Raw genomic sequence first — 18,472 nt, 5'->3', positions numbered from 1 at the left:
TTAGACTGCTTTTTACGTAAATGTTTACTTTCAACTTTAAAAATAAAATATAATTACAAATTAACCTTACAAATTAACATAAGATCAGTGTATATTATACGTTCTAAATATATAGAAAAGAAGGGTCCTAAACATTGTTTAAAAATTACTAAAAATAGTTAAGTATATCTTACGTAACTTTTTAGCATATTTCATTAAACATTTTTAAAGGAATTATATGGATTCATGAGTATGCTAGTTAATGTTAAAGCAGAATACAGCCCCCTTAAAAAGGTCGTTGTAGCATCTCCGGGGGGTGAAAAATACAAATTAACACCAAAAACAATATATGAACTACAATATGCTGAAATTCCAGATCCAGTGGAATTAAAGGCTGAACATGACGAATTTGTAAAAAAACTTAAGGATAATGGTGTAGAAGTAGTGAATTTAAGAGAGGAAGTAAAGAAATTAAGTAGGGAGACTTTAGAAAAATTAGTTTTACAGAGAAGTGAATGCAAATTAAACTTAGATAGTTTTGATAAAGAAAAACTAGCAGATATACTTATCTCTGGTTTATCTGCACAAGAAGCAAGAGAATTAGGTGCAAACTTACTAGTAGTTGAAAGTGAGGAATTCTGTGTCAAACCATTAGTTAACGTAATGTTTACAAGAGATCCAGGGATGGTTATAGGGAAAACTTATATTATAGGGAAAATGAGATGGGAATCAAGAAGAGATGAACCCTTAGTATTTAAAGAAATTCTAAAACCGGAAAACGTATTAGAAGTTAAAAACGGTTATTTTGAAGGTGGGGATTTCTTCCCTCTTGATGGAAAATTGTTAATGGGATTTGGGACAAGAAGCAGTGGAATAGGAGTAAGTTATGTTGTACCTAAATTAATCGAATTGGGAGAAATCGATGAGGCAATACTTGTAAAACTTGAAACACCGGAATTGCATCCAAACAAAGGAATAGGGCATTTAGATACTGTATTTGGAATACCCTCAAAAGATGTCATAGTCTATTATAAGTCATTGCTAGATAATATGAAAGTGTATATTTATAAAGGGAAGGATATAATAAGGGATCAAAGACCTTTAAGGGAAGTACTTAAAGACTATCTATCTAAGGATCTAAGAGTAATTAACATAGGAAACGCTGAATATTTCTCTGAAGAAAGAGAGCATTGGTTGCTGGCGAGCAATATAATAGTTATAGATAAAAGTAAGATAATAGCATATGAGCATAATAGAATTACTAATAAACTTATGGAAGAATCTGGAATAAAAGTAATAACTTTTAAAGGAAATGAAATAATAAAGGAAGGAGGAGAAAGAAGCGGACCTAGATGCATGACTCTACCAATTGAAAAGTACTGAAATAAAAATTGAAAAAATATAATGAAAAATGATTAATATAAGAGCTGAAAAGAAAAGATTATTTTTAAAATTTACCGTTTATGAGTTTACGTTTTTACAACATATATTTTATAAATATGCACATTGTATACGAAAATTCACTACATATAAAAAATAAGTAAAGGTATAAACTATTTTTTAGGTTTTCTCATTCTTTTAGGTAAGATATATGAAATAACAAAAACAAACCCAAAAACACTAATGGTAACAATTATTTGTGACAATAACATATGCTAATATTAGTAAAATAATAAAAATTTTGCTTTTAAAGTTGTAGTCTGTCTTTTTATTTAATTAACTTTTAATTTTCCAGCATTAAATAAATCTTCTCTATTAATAGTTCTATAAATAATAAGAAATATTCTAAAACAGCCATTAAATTCGATAAATATTAGAAAAATATTGAAGTGTACATGAAAATAATTTTTTATAATTTATTGAAAAAATTATAAAGAGTAAATACTATTTTATAAAACATTTATATATAGAGGTTGCAATGTCCTCTTAGATATCATAACAAGTACATGTTATTTATCTTCGTGTCTTATCGATAAAGATAGTATTCTTAAATGAGGCCATTTGAAGTTCAACATATTAGTGTTACTTGATATAATATTACAAATATTTTTCCGAATCTTATGACTACGTAAAAACATTCCTCCGAATTTAAAATGCTTAAAGCTTATATCTCAAATAAACTTTTACCAAACTAAGAAAATTTATCCAGTAATAAATTGATGCGCTTTTATTTTATCTCCTTCTACAACTATATATACACCGTGAAATATTCCAGATGAGTATTCACTACCAGGGTTTAAAACTAATGTTCCCGCTACTCTATCAAAAGCTCTTGATTCATGGATATGTCCATGAATTCCTAGAAGTGGTTTATACTCTTCAATAATTTTTCTAACACTTTGTGAGCCAACATGGGTCATAACTATGTCACCACCTTTTACAACTGGTTTAAGATTCTTATCCAATAAAGGAGCATTATCTAGGTTCGTACCAAATGGAGGAGCATGAGTATTTAAGATAACTTTTGATGGATCTCTGACCTTATTCACCATACTCTTTAATTCTTTATATATCTCATCCTCACTCTTTTCCCTGTAAGTATTCCAGGGTGTTGGATTAACATAACCATAAGAAATCATTTCAAAAATGCCAAATTGAATTATAAAACCTTCAGTAGGTTTAAATATTGAATCCTCATTAACAACGTCAAACATATACGTTGGATCATCATTACCTAGATTAAAGTATATTGGTATTTTAACATCTTTATATCGTTCTTCAGCCAGCTGTATCCATTCCTTAAATCTTTCGATTATCGCAGTTCTAAATGCTTCATCAACTTTCTTCTTATCTTGAAGCATATCCTCATACTCTTTTTTATCAACTATAATATAATAGTTACCATTGTTCTTAATTTGTTTTGCAATATTTTCTAATCCATCTCTACCCACTTGTGTTCCTTCAACTTCATATTTTCCATTACCCAAATCAACGATAGGAATTAATGCCTTTCCAGCCAAATCACCACCTATTATCATAACATCAACTTTTAACATTTTACCAACATTTAAAAACTTTCTAAAAGCCACATCTGAAGCATGAAGATCGCTCGTGAATAAAATTTTTAACTGACTTTTCTTATCAATACCTTCTGGTTGTTTTCTCTTAAATAACCCCATAAGAGAAAATTCATAATTGAAATATATAAATTTGAGTTTAAATAATCGCCAGTATTAACCTATCAATAGCTATAAAGTATAATTTTCACCGCGTTTATTGAATATGATAAATTACGTTAATGTTCAGTCTAAGAGTTGGATAATTCAACTACGTTTAAATTATCTGACGTAAATTGGAACAATTTTTATTCGATGAAAATATTTCATTTTTTACATTTTAAAATTATAATTATATAGCCTTGCTGGTTCAATATTATGTTTAAGAAAATAAACATTGTTTAACATTTTACGAATAAGACTTAAATATCAATTTAAAATATTCACGTATGTGGGCTGAAAAAATGTTTCTAACACCTAGAGAGCAAGAAAAACTACTTATTTCATGGGCTGCAGAAGTTGCAAGAAGGAGAAGAGTTAAAGGATTAAAGCTAAACTATGCAGAAGCTATGGCAATTATAGTAGATTATATTTTAGAAAAAGCTAGAGAAGGAGTTAAAATGGAAGATATAATTAAAGGTGCACAAGAATTATTAACTGAAAACGATGTAATGGAAGGTGTACCAGAACTTCTTGACCTAGTTCAAGTAGAAGCAACATTTCCGGATGGTACCAAATTAGTTACAGTTAGAAATCCAATAAAAAGTAGTAAGAAAACATTAAATACTTATATAATTAAACAAGGAGAAATAGAAGTTAAGGGAGAAGAGATAGAATTAGAAATAACTAATACTGGTGATAGACCTATACAAGTGGGTTCACATTTTCACTTTTTTGAAGTGAATAAGGCTCTAAAATTTGATAGGGAAAAAGCTTATGGAATGAGATTATCAATCCCAGCAGGGACAGCTGTAAGATTTGAGCCTGGACAAACTAAAGTTGTTAGGCTAAGAAAGATAGGAGGTGGAAGAAGAGTTACCGGGTTAAACGGTTTAACAGAAGGTTCTCTAGAACATAATAAGGAAGAATCTATTAAAAGAGCAAAGGAGAGGGGGTTTGCTTGAGAATAAGTAGGGAAAGATATTTTGAGTTGTATGGACCAACTGAAGGAGACAAAATTAGGCTAGGAGATACTAATCTTTACATAACAATAGAAAAGGACTTAATTGCAAAAGGAGATGAGCTGGTTTTTGGAGCTGGCAAAACGGCTAGAGATGGTTTGGGATTGTTACCAAACGTTAGGGAGGAAGAGGTGATGGATTTAATAATTACCAATGTAGTAATTCTCGACCCTTTATTAGGAGTTATAAAAGCAGATATTGGGATAAAAGATGGTTTAATTGTTGGGATTGGTCATGGTGGCAATCCTTTTACAATGGATGGTGTAAATTTTGTTTTAGGCTCTTCAACTGAAATCATTTCCGGAGAAGGGTTAATTGCTACACCAGGTTTTATTGATACTCACATACATTGGGTTGCTCCACAGCAAGTTTTTGATGCTTTGTCAGCCGGATTTACAACACTAATTGGTGGTGGTACTGGTCCAGCTGAAGGGACTAAGGCAACTACTGTAACTCCAGGGAGTTGGAATATTAAAATTATTGCTGAATCACTTGATTATTTCCCATTAAACTTTGCATTAACAGCTAAAGGTTCATCTAGTAGGATTACTATGGAAGAAGTATTAAGAAATGGTGCATCTGGTTTTAAGATTCATGAAGATTGGGGGGCTATGCCTAGAGTAATAGATGAAACTTTAACAGTTGCTGATGAATACGATGTTCAAGTAACAATACATACTGATACTTCAAATGAAAGTGGTTACTTAGAAGATACCCTTAATGCTATTAATGGTAGAACAATTCACGCTTACCACGTAGAAGGGGCTGGAGGAGGACATGCCCCAGATATTATTAAAATTTGTGCAGAACCAAATGTCTTACCTTCATCGACAAATCCTACAAAACCTTATACAATACACACTTATGAGGAGCATTTGGAAATGTTAATGGCCGTGCACCATTTAAATCCAAAGGTTCCAGAAGATGTTGCTTATGCAGAATCAAGAATTAGGGAAGAGACAATGATGGCAGAGGATTATTTACATGATTTAGGAGCAATAAGTATGATGTCTTCAGATTCCCAAGCTATGGGAAGAGTTGGAGAAACTGGAATAAGAACTTTCCAACTTGCACACAAAATGAAAGATCTAGGGCTAATCCAAATAAATGATAATGAAAGGGTACTAAGATATTTAGCTAAAATAACAATTAATCCAGCAATAACCCATGGAATTTCTGATTACGTAGGCACTTTAGCACCAGGACATATTGCTGATATTGTTCTGTGGGATCCAAGATTCTTTCCAGTAAAGCCTTACATGGTTATTAAAGGTGGTGCAATAACTTGGGCATTAATGGGAGATACAAACGCTTCAATTGCTTATGCACAGCCAGTACTTTACAAACCAATGTTTGGATATTACTCTGCTAAAAGCGTCTCATTCTTCTTCTCCGCGACTGATGGAGTAGAGAACTTATCGAAGATTGTAAGAAGAAGAGTCTTACCAGTCAAGAATACTAGGCATCTAACCAAAAAGGATATGAAATATAATGATATTTTACCAAAGATTGAGGTTAACCCAGATACTTATGAAGTTAAAATTAATGGTATTGTACCAAAAGTTCCTCCTTCAAAATCATTACCGTTAACTCAATTATATTTCATATATTAGGGTGATACCATGATTTTAGCTAAAAAGTTAGGAAAAGAAAGTGAAGCACATGAATTGATAGAGAAGGCTAAGGCATTAGGGATTTTTAGAATAGTGGAGCTTTCTAGAGAATGCTTTGAGAGGCAAAGATGTAGAGGAAAGACCGATAAAGGAGAGGAAGTCATAATAAACTTAAAGGGCGTGCCAATTTCTGACGGCGATGTTTTTCAAACCGATAATGGCTATATTATCCTACTAAAGGAGAAAGAGGAGAAAGTTGTAGAGTTCAAAATAAATGATTTTACTTCTTTCATTTTGGGTTATATTATAGGAAATTATCACATGAGAGTTATGGTTAATGAAAACAAAGTTTATATATCAGCGGAATTAGGTGAGGATTATTTGACGCAAAAATTTAAGAATTTTAATCCTAAAGTTACTAGGATAAAATTTAATCCAAACGTAGATATCCCAGTACAACCGGTGGTGGTTGATTTTGTTAACACCTAAAATATTTCAATTATTTGATAGTGCATTACCAATAGGTTCCTTTAATTATTCTTTTGGTTTAGAAGAGGCTTATATGAGGGGATTTGAAATAAGGAGATTTATTAGAGACATTTTCTTTAATGTAATTATGAAGGGAGATGTTGCAATAATAGATTTAGCTTACGAAGATCCAGAAGAAGCTGATAAAATGCTTTATGCATCAAAACTTCCCAAAGAGTTAAGAGAAGCAAGCGTAAATATGGGTTTATCCTTAGCTAGGCTGGAACTTTGTGATGATTATTATATTAAAAAAGTTAATAATGGTGAAGGTATAGGAACTTATCCAGTTATTATAGCGAGATGCTGTAAATCTCTAGGAATTAGTAAAGAGGACTGTAAAGCTGGTTTGGCTTATGCTGAATTATCCCAATTGGTTTTTAGCGCAGTAAGGTTAAGGGCTATAGACTTTATTGAAGGACAGAAAATCATCTGGGATTTGCTCTCACAGTATAAGGAAGAGAAGGAGTTTGAACCATTCAGTCCGGTTATGGACATTTTATCAAAACTTCACGAAGAAAGAGAACCTAGGGTGTTTCTCTCATGATTAGAATTGGAGTTTTAGGTCCAGTTGGTAGTGGTAAGACGACGTTAATAGAGTTCTTAACAGAATACTTAGTAAAGAAGGAAGGACTTTCAGTGGGAATAATAACTAACGATGTTATATCTTCTCATGACGCTCTAAGAATTTATCAGAATTTAGTGTTAAAGGAAAAGTTGTTACCAAAAGAAAATGTAATAGGAATTGTAACTGGTGGCTGTCCTCATACAGCAATAAGAGAAGACCCCTCAGTAAATTTAAGAGCATTAGAAACTTTAATGAAAAGAACAAGTTTAGATGTTATATTTATAGAAAGTGGTGGAGATAATGTTATGTCTACATTTAGCCCAATATTGGCTGACTATACAATCTTTGTATTAGATACAGCAGCTGGTGATAAATATCCAGGAAAAGGAGGATTAGGAATTCAGGAAAGCGATTTACTTGTTGTGAACAAAATAGATTTAGCACCTTTTGTAGGAGCTGATTTAGAGAAAATGAGAAGAGATGCAGAGAAGATAAGGAAGGATAAACCTACAGTCTTTATTAGTTTAAAAACAGGAGATGGAATAGACGATTTAATTAAAATTATAAGAAGTGAGTTAGAGCTTGAGGGGCTTATTAGAAGTTAAAAATGGCTTGATAAAAAGAAACGGTCCCCTATCTTTTTTTGAATCTCAAGGTTTGGGAATATTAGTTAACCCTTCTGAGGTTTTAGCTAACAATGATGAAGTGAAAATTTACATAGAAATAGATAAGGGCATGATTACTGATCAAGCATATACAAAAATATTATCTGGAAGTAATGTGAGAATATACGTTAAAATAATCGCTAATAGCTTATATTATTTTCCTCATCCCATAATTTTTTACAATAAAGCAAATGCAAAAATTGAAACAGAGATTTACATAAATGACTTTGGAAAGATTGTTGAGGCATATATTTTAGGTAGAAAGTTTCACAATGAGGAATTTAAAGAAGGAGATATAAAGAGCATTACAAAAATATACTATAAAGAGAAACTACTAATTTATGATATTTTTAGAGTAAAAAATGAAGATTATAAGAGTAAAAATATTATGGGTAGTGAGGCATTACTTACAATTTTAGATATAAAAAATGGAGGAGAATATGATTTCAAAAGATTAATAACTTCTTCGGAAAAAATTGACAGCTTATGGAGGGAAGAAACTAAAATTTGGTTTTAACTTTTACCATTTAGAATAGTATAGCCATTTACCATTAAAAGTTAACACCATTCGCGGATAATTGTTTTCGATAACTTTGTCAACATAAATTTTTACATCAATCATACTCATTATGCCATCGCCAAATAGTTCATGAGCAACATCCTTGATTACTGGACCATATAATAATACTCCTTCATAAAGCCTATATATAAATGGATCTGTAGGAGGCCATGGTTGAGCAGGAGTCCTCATTGGAGCATCTAAGAATGCTGGTTTAAGCTCCTTAGGTAAATCTAGCAGAGTAATTATCTTATCAGCTTCTTCCTCAGTAGCTTGTGCATAACCATATAATAACATTGCTGCATATACTTTATCCCTTCCTAAATACTTTCCAATTTCTTCCCATGTCAACCTTTTTTCCCTTTTCTTCTTTAGGCTAATTTCCCTTAGCTCTTTTTTATCAATCATATATAAATATTATGAAAAGTATTATATGAATTTTTCGTTAAAAGATAACTATATTTGGTGATTCTTTAATTATCTTAACAACAACTTGTGTAGAAGTTCTCTCAACCTCTGGAATACTCATAACTCTTTCTAAGAATTTTTCCATGAACTCCTCTCTGGTTTTATATCTAGCCATTACAATAAAATCATTATCACCTAGAACAAAATATACTCCCCAAACCCCTGGTATTTGTGCTAACTTATTGCCTAACTCCACATGATAATTTTTACCATACTTAGCTTTTACAGAAGTTATTACTATGTAATCAAGGTTTAATGAGGCTGGATTAATATATGCATAATAACCCTTAATTACACCATCTTTTTCTAACTTCTTAATTCTATATGATAAGGTAGACTTGGGAATTCTAATTTCCCTAGCTATCTCATCTAAAGAATATTTTGCATTATATTGAAGAATTTTCAAAATTCTTAAATCTATTTCATCCATAGACTGTATATTATAAACAAAAATATAAGCCTTTACTTTGAATTATATCTAATCAACACTTATAATAAAAAAAGACTTACAAAAAATCGCTTATAATCTTTGGAAGATACGCAGTAGCAACTTAATTTGGAACATCAAAAATTCACAAATTTACAACAAACGCTAGCCAACATACTAAACCTCTATTGAACTCATATATTTAGATAGAATTAAGATCAATCCCTTCTATAGCCTTCTTAGCCTAAGATAAGTAATATGCTCATAAAAACTCCTCTACTTCATTCTCTTTGCAATAAAAATTGACCCAGTTAACCCCCACGTTCTCTATAAATCTAATTCTCACTATAACCTATAATGAAGCTTCGATAACTATTCTATAAACTTCTCCATTCTATTGCGCTAAATAAATGTATCTACAACAGAGAAAAACTCGTCCTTTACGAATATCTGTAAGTAAAGTTTAGAATCATTTTAAATATCTATATCCTTATTCCCTCATTCTCTTTAAGAGGAATTGTATTATTTTTCCACGATATGGTAAATCAGTATCTATAACTCTAGGAATATACATTTACTGAACTGATCAATCATAAAATTGAATGAAACTATTAATAATATGATGATACTTTATCCAAGGTTTTGAGGGAAAAATTGAATATTATTTTTCAAGTACTAATAGTTATGATGAGAAAATTGATGATTCAAGGATTATTGAGATTTTAACTGAGTCTGGAATATATGTAATGATCAGAAATATAAAGATTTTTAAAAATTATTCTCACGACACTTTAATTCACATACCTTTAGATAAATTCTATAGAGTTATAAATTTAATAAAGGAAACTCTACAAAATAAAGTTCTAATCCATGGAGACGTAGAAACTATTAATAGTGAAGTAGTTGTTGATACTACAATAATGTCAGAGAAAAATAATTTTAAATTTATAGATTTATTTTTAAAGAAAGAGGGAATAAGAATATCTTTTAAACCTCCAACACTTTTAATTAAATGAATGGCTTTCAGATAAGAAAAAGCTGGATCTAATGAGGAAACTTAAGCAAGTTACAGACCCACATAATATTTTTAATCCTGGAAAACTACTCTAAATATTTAAATGCTAAAAAGAAAATCTTAACTTATGTATAATGAATGGTTACCAGTTGCTTTTTCAGATGAGGTTAAGGACGTATATGAAACAAACGTATTAGGACAAGACATAGTTATAATTAGAAAAAATGAAAAGCTTTATGGATTAAGTAATAGATGTCCCCATAGGTTAGCTAAGTTATCTAAAGGAAAAATTATTGAGGATGAAATCCAATGCCCATATCACGGTTGGAGATTTAATTTAGAAGGAAAATTAACTATTGTGCCTTCATTGGGTAAAAAGATAAATGTAAATTTAAGAAAATACTATATTAAGGAAAAATATGGCATTATTTGGGTATGTATCAATGAGCCAAAAGATGATTTACCAGAAATTAAAGAGTGGGAAAGTTTCAGAAAAATTAAATGTGGTCCTTACTATATAAACGCAAATCCTTTTAGAGTATTAGAAAATTTATTTGATGTATCCCACTTCCCCTACGTTCATGAAAATTACTTAGGGGACCCTAAATATCCTTATATACCAGAATATAATGTTGAAATTACTAATGAAGGAATTGTAGCAAAAAATATTAAGATATATCAACCAAATCCAGACGGTAGTCACGCTGAAAAGTATGAGAGCTATACTTACATTATATATAGACCACTATTCTTATACTTTACAAAAACCGATGAGAGTGAAAGAACATTTTCCATGATTTTTGCGATTAAACCAGAAAGTAAGAATAAAAGTGTAGTCTTTGCTTGGATCTTCATGAACTACGATTACGAAACAGATGAAAATGTAATTAGAAATTTTGAAGATACAATAATTATGCAAGATAAAGAGGTTTTAGAAACACAACCAGATATATATTACCTTGATTTATCAAAGGAAATTCATGTTAAAGCAGATAAACTATCAATATTTTACAGACATTATCTAAAAAGGAGAATTGGAAAGTTTCCAGAGTTGGGTTTACTATGATTATAAAAAATGTGAGAATAATAACAAAGGAGGGAATTACAGAAGCTGAAGTCAAAATAGAAGAAGAAAGGATTGTTAAAGTTAGTAAAGATATTCAGACTAATGAAAAAGTTTTAGATGGGGAGAGTAAACTCCTTTTACCTGGAGGAGTTGATAACCACGTCCATATTTATAAAAGGTACTTAAAAGTTCCAACATCTGATACTGTAGAAAAAAGCACATTAGCTGCAGCATTTGGAGGAACAACAACTGTAATAGATTTTGCTTTTTCAGATATACAACCTAATGTTGAGGAAAGAATTAAGCAATTCTCTTCCTCTTATGTTAATTACACTTTTCATATATTTGCTAATGATGTTACAGATAATTTGAAAAAAGCTTTTGATATAGGCTTTAATTCGGTTAAATTTATGATGATTGAGTATGCCGGCTTAAAAAGTACTTTAGCTGGGTTAAAGAGAATAAATGAGTTCATAAATGAAAGACAAGGTTATGTAATGATTCACGCTGAAGATGAGGAATTAATTAGTGCATTGTCTAATAATTTAAGAGGTAGTCCGAAACTTCATTTACTAACGAGGCCGGATGAAACTGAACTATCTGCAGCAATTAGGGCAATTCCTTTAATAGAAAACGGATTAATAGCGCATGTAAGTAGCGGTAAAACTCTTGATTTGTTACCAGACAAAGTTAAGGCTGAGGTTGTCCTACATCACTTAATTTTAAGTAAGAAAGTATATGATAGAAGAGACTCATACCTTTTTGTGACCTCACCACCAGTTAGAGACCCAGAAGAGATCTGGAAAAGAATTAATAAGGTGTCAATTATTGCTACTGATCATAATTGGTTTGACAAAGAAGTAAAGGAAAATCACAAAGAATTTCCTGATTTAGTTCCAGGATTACCTGGTGTTGAGTTAAGGGTTCCAATTATTTTGACTGAATTCATAAAGAGAAACCTACCACTTTATAAGGCAATAGAACTTCTCTCTGAGAACCCGGCTAAGATAAATAAATTAGATGTAGGTAAAATTGATATGGGCTATAGAGCTGATCTAGTAATCTATGACTCTGAAAAGAAATGGAGAGTTTCAGTAGAAAACACCCACATGGCGGACTGGACTCCTTATGAAGGTTACGAGATTATAGGAAAACCAGATACGATAATCATAAATGGAGAGGTTGTAATAGACAAAGGAGAATTAGTTAGTTCACCAAAAGGAAAACTTTTAAAATAGTTTTTAAAATATTTATTATATGGATTTTCTCTCTAAATATTTTAAAGAAGTAATAACTTCTATTGATATTCTTGAGAAATATTCTACTGATTACTCGTATATATCTCCTATTATCTCATCAATGAAAAAAATACCAAAAGCAGTTATAAAGATAAAAAGCGAGGAAGATATAAAGAAAGTAATAGAACTTATGAATGAATATCATTTTCCAGTTATAGTTAGAGGAAAAGGGACAAATACTTTAGGGGCAACAATACCTATTAAGGAAAATACAGTAATTTTAGATATTACTGGTTTAAAAGGTTTTGAAAAAAGTAAAGGTTGTTTATTAGCTTATACTGGAACAGAATTCAATGAGCCTGGAATAAATGATTTACCAGTGATTCCGACAAGTTTCTATATGGCTACTGTTGGTGGTTTTGTTGAAGGAGGATCTTTAGGTTTTGGTTCGTTAAAAAATGGGGCCGTGTGGGATAATGTAATTGAAGCAGAAGTTTATACATTAAAGGGAAAATATACATTAACTGGAAATGAAGTTTACTCTATTGTGCAATCTGCTGGAACTACTGGAATTCTAACTAGGATAAAGTTTAGATTAGTTAAGAACAGAAAAGGAATCGAGATAGAGAAACAAAAGTTTAACTCTTTATCAGAAGCAATAAACTTTTCATTAAAAGTTATAGATTATGCAGAGTTCATTAGTATACGAAATTATCCAATGGCTAAAGAGATTGAACCAGGTGAAAATTGGAGTAAATGGAATGTAATTTATGGTATTGAAAGTGATAAAGGTTTTCAACTTAAAGACATAATTACTACCTTTGCGGGTGCATACTTTACAGTAGTAAACAAGACAGGATTATATTATAATTCTTTAGATATTTCTCTTGACGAGCTTGAAAAAATAGATACACAAGATTGTTACGTAAGTGCTGAATTATCAAAAAGTTCTATCAAATATTTCTCCCACACTTACTTTATTGGTTGTAATAAGCTTCCCAATGTTGGCAAAATGTTCAATTTACATTCTTATAAGATAAATGATAGAGTTGAGGAAAGAAGATTAAAATATATCATTAACTTTAAGAGAAAAGTTGACCCAGAAGATCTATTTAACTCAGGCAAGTTAGATTTTTAGAGCCCATAACTTGATAGCCTCTTTTTTAGGAAAGGCCTTTTTATTCTCGCGTTAATAACTTCATCTTCAGAAATATCAGCATATAATATCTCTTCATTTTTCTCAGCCTTAGTAACTATTTCGCCTATTGGCGAAATAATCATACTTTCACCAAAATACTCTTCTTTTTGATTAGGATATTCTTTACCAAACCTATTTATTCCAGCAATATATACAGTGTTAAAAACAGCATGAGCCTTAAGCTCCAATTCCCAAATCTCTTTAAATGCAGCAACAGAAGGTATGAAAATTAGCCAGGCTCCTTTAATTACTTCAACTCTGACAGGCTCTGGGAAATGCCTATCGTGACAAATAACAACTCCAGTTTTTACACCTTTTAAATCAAATATTGGAAAACCTAAATCCCCAACTTTAAAGTAATAATATTCGTTAAAAAACTCCTCTTGTGGCAAATGAGTTTTTCTGTATTTTCCTATAATTTCCCCATTATCCAGTATAAATGCAGTATTGTAAAAGAAATTACTGTCCCTCTCAAAAATTGGTACAATTAAGCTAACTTCTCTTTCTTTGCTTATTTCCTTAAACCTCTGTAGAGTCTCTCCTCTTTCAGTCTCTGCCCAGCTAAAATATTTAGGATTTTGCTCAAAGGGAAAATAAATCGTATTGCTTAACTCATCTAATGCAATTATTTTTGCCTTATTATCTATTGCCTTATTTACTAATTCTACTTGTCTTTCTATATTATCCTTTTTATCCCAGGTCATATAGGTTTGAATAATAGCAATTCGCATAAAATATAGTCATAAAAAAAGTAAATAAATTATTCTGGTGGTATTAACTTAAAGGCTAAATTTATATCGATACCTTGACGAAGTCTATATTCTTTTGATATAAAATAAAATACCAAACCTATAACTGGTATTAACCCTATGACTAAGTAATCGATAATTAAATTACCAATTACCATTGATGCGTACAAACTGTTCACGCTAGCATACCATATTGAGAAGAACACTGAGATAGCTAAAACTATGGATGCTAGAGAGCCATAAGTTAAAAATTCTATCTTATCCTTCTTACTTAATTCCTCGCCAGGTATTCCCTTAATTCCAGCAACAATAGCTGAAATAGTAGCTAACAAGAATTGATATAAGAATAGTATACCTATAAGAACTATTGTTGAAACTATAAAGATTCCATTTATAGTAACATATTCAAAGATTAGTGCTAATGCCAAAACAAATATTGAGCTTATTAAAGGTGTCTTTAGCTTTGGACTCACATAAGCAAACTTTTCTGGAATTAATCTGTCAAAAGACATAGCTAAAAGAACTCTACTTGGAATTGCTAAAGATAGTGGACCAGCTACGAATTGTATACCTAAATTTAATGTTGCAACGAAAAACGCTAAAATGGGACTACTCAATGCTAGTACTCCACCCCAGGCTATAAATCCAGAAGAAGCTTGAAGCGGTATTGAACTATCCCAACCATTTAATGAAACATAATTAAAGAACGGTATACTCATTGAATATTCTGTTCCAATGATAAGTCCGAATATTATTGCAGAAGCTATAATATATCCGCTTAACATTCCCATTTTTATTGATCTTCCAGGGGCTTTATATTCACCAGCAAAATAAGATGGAGCAAAAAACCATACGAATAACCACATAATCATTAGTATCATCCAAATTAATGTCTGCAATGGGTTTACAATAGGGGAATAGTAAGAGAGACCTTGAGAATATAGAGAAGAGTAAGTAGGTCCAGAAAACTCACCAGATAAGGAATTGAATGCTGTTGCAAAAGCTTTAGGTCCTTCAAGTAATAATGCTACTATTAATATTCCTCCTACTACTTGAAGTGAAGCTATTGTAAACAAAAAGTTCGCCATGTATCTCGGGGGTAGGATACTAATTATCCAGAATAAAATAAGAGAAATAAATGAAGCTATTTCGAAAATAGTTGGGTTTACTAACATACTAGTACCTAAATTGAGTAATAGTGAATTATGAAAGGCTAGACCAATTACTTGAAATGCTGGTGCAATGCCCGCAGATATCTCTATTTGGGATAAGATTGCAGCCAATAAAGGTGTTGAAAATATATTAGCAACTGCTTGGATACTGCCTAATGCTGGATGTAATATTCTAGTTATATAAATATATTCACCAGATGATCTAGGAATATGCTCAGCTAATTTTAGATATGTCAAAAATATTGGTAAAGCTACTATAGAGGCTAATATTATACCTAAAGTCCAGTTTGCAGCAGGTAATGCTGGAGAGTAAATCATCGTATAATAAACAGATATTGGAACAATCATTGCTAAAACTTTTGCAAAGGCATGCCTACTGCTCATTTGCCTAACTAGACCAGATGATTCTCTAATGAATATTTTCTTTTCAGCCATACTACATATTTATATAAACAGAAATATAAGAATTTTGTTTAAAAAAGTAAAAACTTTTTATTTACCTTATTCAACAACAACGTCCAATCCTAGAGAAGATAGAAAAGTCTTAATATGATCATTTATTATATGTTTAGTTAATTCTGAATAAGAACGACCTCCAAATATACTTTTTTAACTTTAATATTGTCAATAAATAATAATTTCTTATCTTGTACTAGAATTTCAAAGTCACCATTTAATGTGTTATCAAAAGTTTCAATGTGGTAGATTATTCCAGAGAACTTTGGATATACTATCATAATACCTCTATTAAACTCAGCAGTCTCATGATCGTATACAATAAAAACTTGATATTTAGAGAGATCCGGTTCCTTAGCTTGGCTTAAATTAACATATGACTTTGTAGATTGATCAAAAATTTTACTGATTAGTAAATGCCCAGTAATGCCTGAAAATAAAAAGGGGTTAAACAAGAATTGCTTCAATTCAGCCTGCTTATTTAATATTAAAGAATAACTACTTACCATTTTAACCTCTACCCAATATTACACTCTTTACTTCAAACTTCTTTATATATGCCCTTCCAAAACCCTTAGACTCTTTCCTAATTACTATTAGTGCATAATTTAATATTCCATCTTTATAATTACTTCCCGGATTTACAATTGTTGTATTCCCAATTTTATCAGTATTAGGAGATTCATGAATATGTCCATGTAATCCTAATAAGGGTTGATACTTTTCAATAAGCTCTCTAATTGTTTGCGATCCTACATGAATATTCTTATTATTTACATTTGCAATATCTAGCTTAGTATTATAAGGTGGTGCATGAAAATTAAATATTGCAAATTCCGGGTTTTCCAATTTTGTTATCTTATCCATTAGCCTATTATAAAGTGTAGACTCTGGTAATTCCCTATAAGTATTCCAAGGAGTTGGGTTCACATAACCACTGCTTACCATCACTAGATCATTGATTTCGATAAATTCATTTTCGGCAACCTTTATTCCATACCTTTCTAAATAAGAGTCTACTTCTAATGGATCGTCATTACCCGTATTCCAAATTGTTTTGAATTTGGTATTTTTAGTTTTTTCCTCAAATATTTTGATCCAGGAATCTATTTGACCTTGAATAAAGTCTAAGATTTTCTCTCTCCTAAACTGCTGATTAGAATGAAATTCTTCTAACTCGTCTTTTGATTCGAAAAATAAAGGAGCTAAACCAGAGTTTTTATACGCTTTTTCAATTTCATCGAGAGATATCTCTTTTTCACCTAAATATATAGAATTGCCTTTCTTTAAATACAATGCAAAATCCTTAGATACTATATCCCCACCAAGAATAAGGTAATCTACTGAAAACATTTTGGCGGCATTCAAAGCTTTTCTAAACACTACCTCAGAACCATGAATATCAGAGACGAACAATATTTTTGTTTCATTTCCCATAATAGGGAATGTGAGTAAGTCTATATAAGCTTAAATTTAGATAAAATGATATTAAATTTAAATTTATTATACAGTATCTCTCAAGATTTAAATTACAATTATAATGAATTATTTAAGTTATCTCTATACAATTCTCTCATTAGATCAAATGGATTTAAATCTAATACTTTCACTTCTACAGTAGATTTAGCAACAATTTTTCCTTTTCTAAAAACTACGTGTCTTGGCATCATTGTGAATAAAAGTTCTTTAACATCTTTCAAATCAACTAAGATATAATCTTCGTTTTTATTTCCAAATTCTTTTTCTGCATTAGTAGTTATTAAATCTAACCATGAAATATCAAATGTTTTTTCTATATTCATTAGAAGCCATAAGACTTGAAGCATATCACCTACACCAGCTGGATAAAATGGGTTTTGGGTATCATCATGACCTAAGCAAACATTTATATTCTCTCTTAGTAACTCTTTTACTCTTGTGACTCCTCTAAACATCGGATAAGAATTACCCCCATTAAGATAGAAGGCTGTTAATGGTGAGCTAATTACACTTGCATTCTTTTCCTTAATCATTCTTATTAACTTTTTAGCATAATTTTCAGAATAAAAATGTAAAGCAGTTAAATGACTTAAGGCTAAATGAGTTTTAATAACTCCTAGCATATACTCACTATGTTTGGTTTTCTCATCATGCTGGTCAATATGAACGTCTATAGGCTTCTGAAGTTTATATGCTAATTCGGCTATGAAATCCATATGAAGGTAAGGGTCGTTGTCAGCCTCAGGCTTTCCTCCAATTATATCAACCATTGAGGAATATCTTACAAAATCATCTTTTGAACACTTAAATATGCCTTGCTCAGGAAATGCTACAATTTGCAAATCAATATATTCTTTCAATTCATCTTTTGCTAAAATAGCCGCTTTCACACTATTTTTAGAGCATGTATCTGCATGGACTCTTATGTGAGTTGTACCATAAAATAGTTCTATCAAAGCCACTTTCTCAATTCTTTTCTTTATCTCATTAAGTGTCATCTTATCTCTTATTTTACTCCATGTTTCTACAGCTTCTTCTAAACTCTTAGCACCTTCATTACCAATGAAGGCATTTTCTAGATGTGAATGCATATCGTAAAAGGCTGGTATTTTTATCAA

19 protein-coding genes are annotated in these 18,472 nt (G+C 30.9%); 11 read left to right on the top strand and 8 right to left on the bottom strand.

All coding sequences use genetic code 11. From position 1 onward, the window contains the following. The first annotated feature begins 231 nt into the window (after positions 1–231). Entirely contained in the window at positions 232–1,362 is a 1,131-nt protein-coding gene (locus STK_RS05725; RefSeq protein WP_198429755.1) for an arginine deiminase family protein, read from the top strand. A gap of 758 nt (positions 1,363–2,120) precedes the next feature. On the opposite strand, the gene STK_RS05720 is transcribed toward STK_RS05725, so the two are convergent. Beyond that, on the bottom strand, positions 2,121–3,098 hold the full coding sequence (locus STK_RS05720) for a metallophosphoesterase family protein (protein ID WP_010979037.1): 978 nt from the start codon (positions 3,096–3,098) through the stop codon (positions 2,121–2,123). A 341-nt stretch (positions 3,099–3,439) separates the two neighbouring features. On the opposite strand from STK_RS05720, the gene STK_RS05715 reads away from it, so the two are divergent. Genes STK_RS05715 through STK_RS05690 form a run of 6 tightly spaced genes read left to right on the top strand, consistent with a single transcriptional unit; the run spans position 3,440 to position 8,044 of the window. Further along, entirely contained in the window at positions 3,440–4,099 is a 660-nt protein-coding gene (locus STK_RS05715; protein WP_052846934.1) for an urease subunit gamma, read from the top strand. Further along, positions 4,096–5,769, top strand: a complete 1,674-nt coding sequence (gene ureC / locus STK_RS05710; protein ID WP_010979035.1) for an urease subunit alpha — start codon at positions 4,096–4,098, stop codon at positions 5,767–5,769. Before STK_RS05715 ends, ureC begins: the two co-directional genes overlap by 4 nt. Before the next feature lie 9 nt (positions 5,770–5,778). After that, positions 5,779–6,258, top strand: coding sequence for an urease accessory protein UreE (locus STK_RS05705; RefSeq protein ID WP_010979034.1), 480 nt, complete (start codon positions 5,779–5,781; stop codon positions 6,256–6,258). Continuing rightward, positions 6,245–6,841 (top strand): urease accessory protein UreF, encoded by a 597-nt coding sequence (locus tag STK_RS05700; RefSeq protein ID WP_232616526.1) that lies wholly within the window; start codon positions 6,245–6,247, stop codon positions 6,839–6,841. The genes STK_RS05705 and STK_RS05700 overlap by 14 nt, the downstream gene beginning before the upstream one ends. Next, positions 6,838–7,467 carry an urease accessory protein UreG gene (gene ureG, locus STK_RS05695; protein ID WP_010979032.1) on the top strand — a complete coding sequence of 210 codons (630 nt, stop codon included), beginning with the start codon at positions 6,838–6,840 and terminating at the stop codon, positions 7,465–7,467. Before STK_RS05700 ends, ureG begins: the two co-directional genes overlap by 4 nt. After that, positions 7,445–8,044, top strand: a complete 600-nt coding sequence (locus STK_RS05690; protein WP_052846462.1) for an urease accessory protein UreD — start codon at positions 7,445–7,447, stop codon at positions 8,042–8,044. The genes ureG and STK_RS05690 overlap by 23 nt, the downstream gene beginning before the upstream one ends. A gap of 3 nt (positions 8,045–8,047) precedes the next feature. Here STK_RS05690 and cynS read toward each other — a convergent pair whose 3' ends face one another. Together cynS and STK_RS05680 are read right to left on the bottom strand one after the other, a co-directional pair. Next, complete coding sequence (cynS, locus tag STK_RS05685) at positions 8,048–8,494, bottom strand: cyanase (protein WP_010979030.1); 447 nt, start codon at positions 8,492–8,494, stop codon at positions 8,048–8,050. Between the two features lie 37 nt (positions 8,495–8,531). Further along, positions 8,532–8,984 (bottom strand): Lrp/AsnC family transcriptional regulator, encoded by a 453-nt coding sequence (locus STK_RS05680; protein WP_010979029.1) that lies wholly within the window; start codon positions 8,982–8,984, stop codon positions 8,532–8,534. 1,035 nt (positions 8,985–10,019) lie between these two features. On the opposite strand from STK_RS05680, the gene STK_RS15980 reads away from it, so the two are divergent. The 4 genes from STK_RS15980 to STK_RS05660 are packed head-to-tail and all read left to right on the top strand — an operon-like array spanning position 10,020 to position 13,438. Beyond that, positions 10,020–10,091 carry an FAD-linked oxidase C-terminal domain-containing protein gene (locus STK_RS15980; protein WP_420825191.1) on the top strand — a complete coding sequence of 24 codons (72 nt, stop codon included), beginning with the start codon at positions 10,020–10,022 and terminating at the stop codon, positions 10,089–10,091. A gap of 32 nt (positions 10,092–10,123) precedes the next feature. After that, positions 10,124–11,062 carry an aromatic ring-hydroxylating oxygenase subunit alpha gene (locus STK_RS05670; RefSeq protein WP_010979027.1) on the top strand — a complete coding sequence of 313 codons (939 nt, stop codon included), beginning with the start codon at positions 10,124–10,126 and terminating at the stop codon, positions 11,060–11,062. Then, complete coding sequence (locus STK_RS05665; RefSeq protein WP_010979026.1) at positions 11,059–12,300, top strand: amidohydrolase family protein; 1,242 nt, start codon at positions 11,059–11,061, stop codon at positions 12,298–12,300. The genes STK_RS05670 and STK_RS05665 overlap by 4 nt, the downstream gene beginning before the upstream one ends. A gap of 19 nt (positions 12,301–12,319) precedes the next feature. Continuing rightward, the gene (locus STK_RS05660) at positions 12,320–13,438 is read left to right on the top strand and encodes an FAD-binding oxidoreductase (RefSeq protein ID WP_010979025.1); all 1,119 of its coding nucleotides are present in this window, start codon (positions 12,320–12,322) and stop codon (positions 13,436–13,438) included. Here the strand turns inward: STK_RS05660 and STK_RS05655 are convergent. From STK_RS05655 to STK_RS05635, 5 genes are all read right to left on the bottom strand, one after another. Next, positions 13,435–14,229, bottom strand: coding sequence for a carbon-nitrogen hydrolase family protein (locus STK_RS05655; RefSeq protein WP_010979024.1), 795 nt, complete (start codon positions 14,227–14,229; stop codon positions 13,435–13,437). The two genes, STK_RS05660 and STK_RS05655, sit on opposite strands and share 4 nt — an antisense overlap. A 29-nt stretch (positions 14,230–14,258) precedes the next feature. Further along, positions 14,259–15,854 carry an APC family permease gene (locus STK_RS05650; RefSeq protein ID WP_010979023.1) on the bottom strand — a complete coding sequence of 532 codons (1,596 nt, stop codon included), beginning with the start codon at positions 15,852–15,854 and terminating at the stop codon, positions 14,259–14,261. A gap of 137 nt (positions 15,855–15,991) precedes the next feature. Beyond that, positions 15,992–16,384: a hypothetical protein gene (locus STK_RS05645; RefSeq protein ID WP_010979022.1), complete on the bottom strand. Its 393-nt coding sequence runs from the start codon at positions 16,382–16,384 to the stop codon at positions 15,992–15,994. 1 nt (position 16,385) lies between these two features. Continuing rightward, positions 16,386–17,312 carry a metallophosphoesterase family protein gene (locus STK_RS05640; RefSeq protein ID WP_010979021.1) on the bottom strand — a complete coding sequence of 309 codons (927 nt, stop codon included), beginning with the start codon at positions 17,310–17,312 and terminating at the stop codon, positions 16,386–16,388. Positions 17,313–17,410: 98 nt separating this feature from the next. Next, the gene (locus tag STK_RS05635) at positions 17,411–18,472 is read right to left on the bottom strand and encodes an amidohydrolase family protein (RefSeq protein WP_198429754.1); all 1,062 of its coding nucleotides are present in this window, start codon (positions 18,470–18,472) and stop codon (positions 17,411–17,413) included.

Origin of the sequence: Sulfurisphaera tokodaii str. 7, assembly GCF_000011205.1 — an archaeon.
GTDB classification, from domain to species: domain Archaea; phylum Thermoproteota; class Thermoprotei_A; order Sulfolobales; family Sulfolobaceae; genus Sulfurisphaera; species Sulfurisphaera tokodaii.
This window is presented reverse-complemented; position numbering and strand designations above follow the sequence as displayed.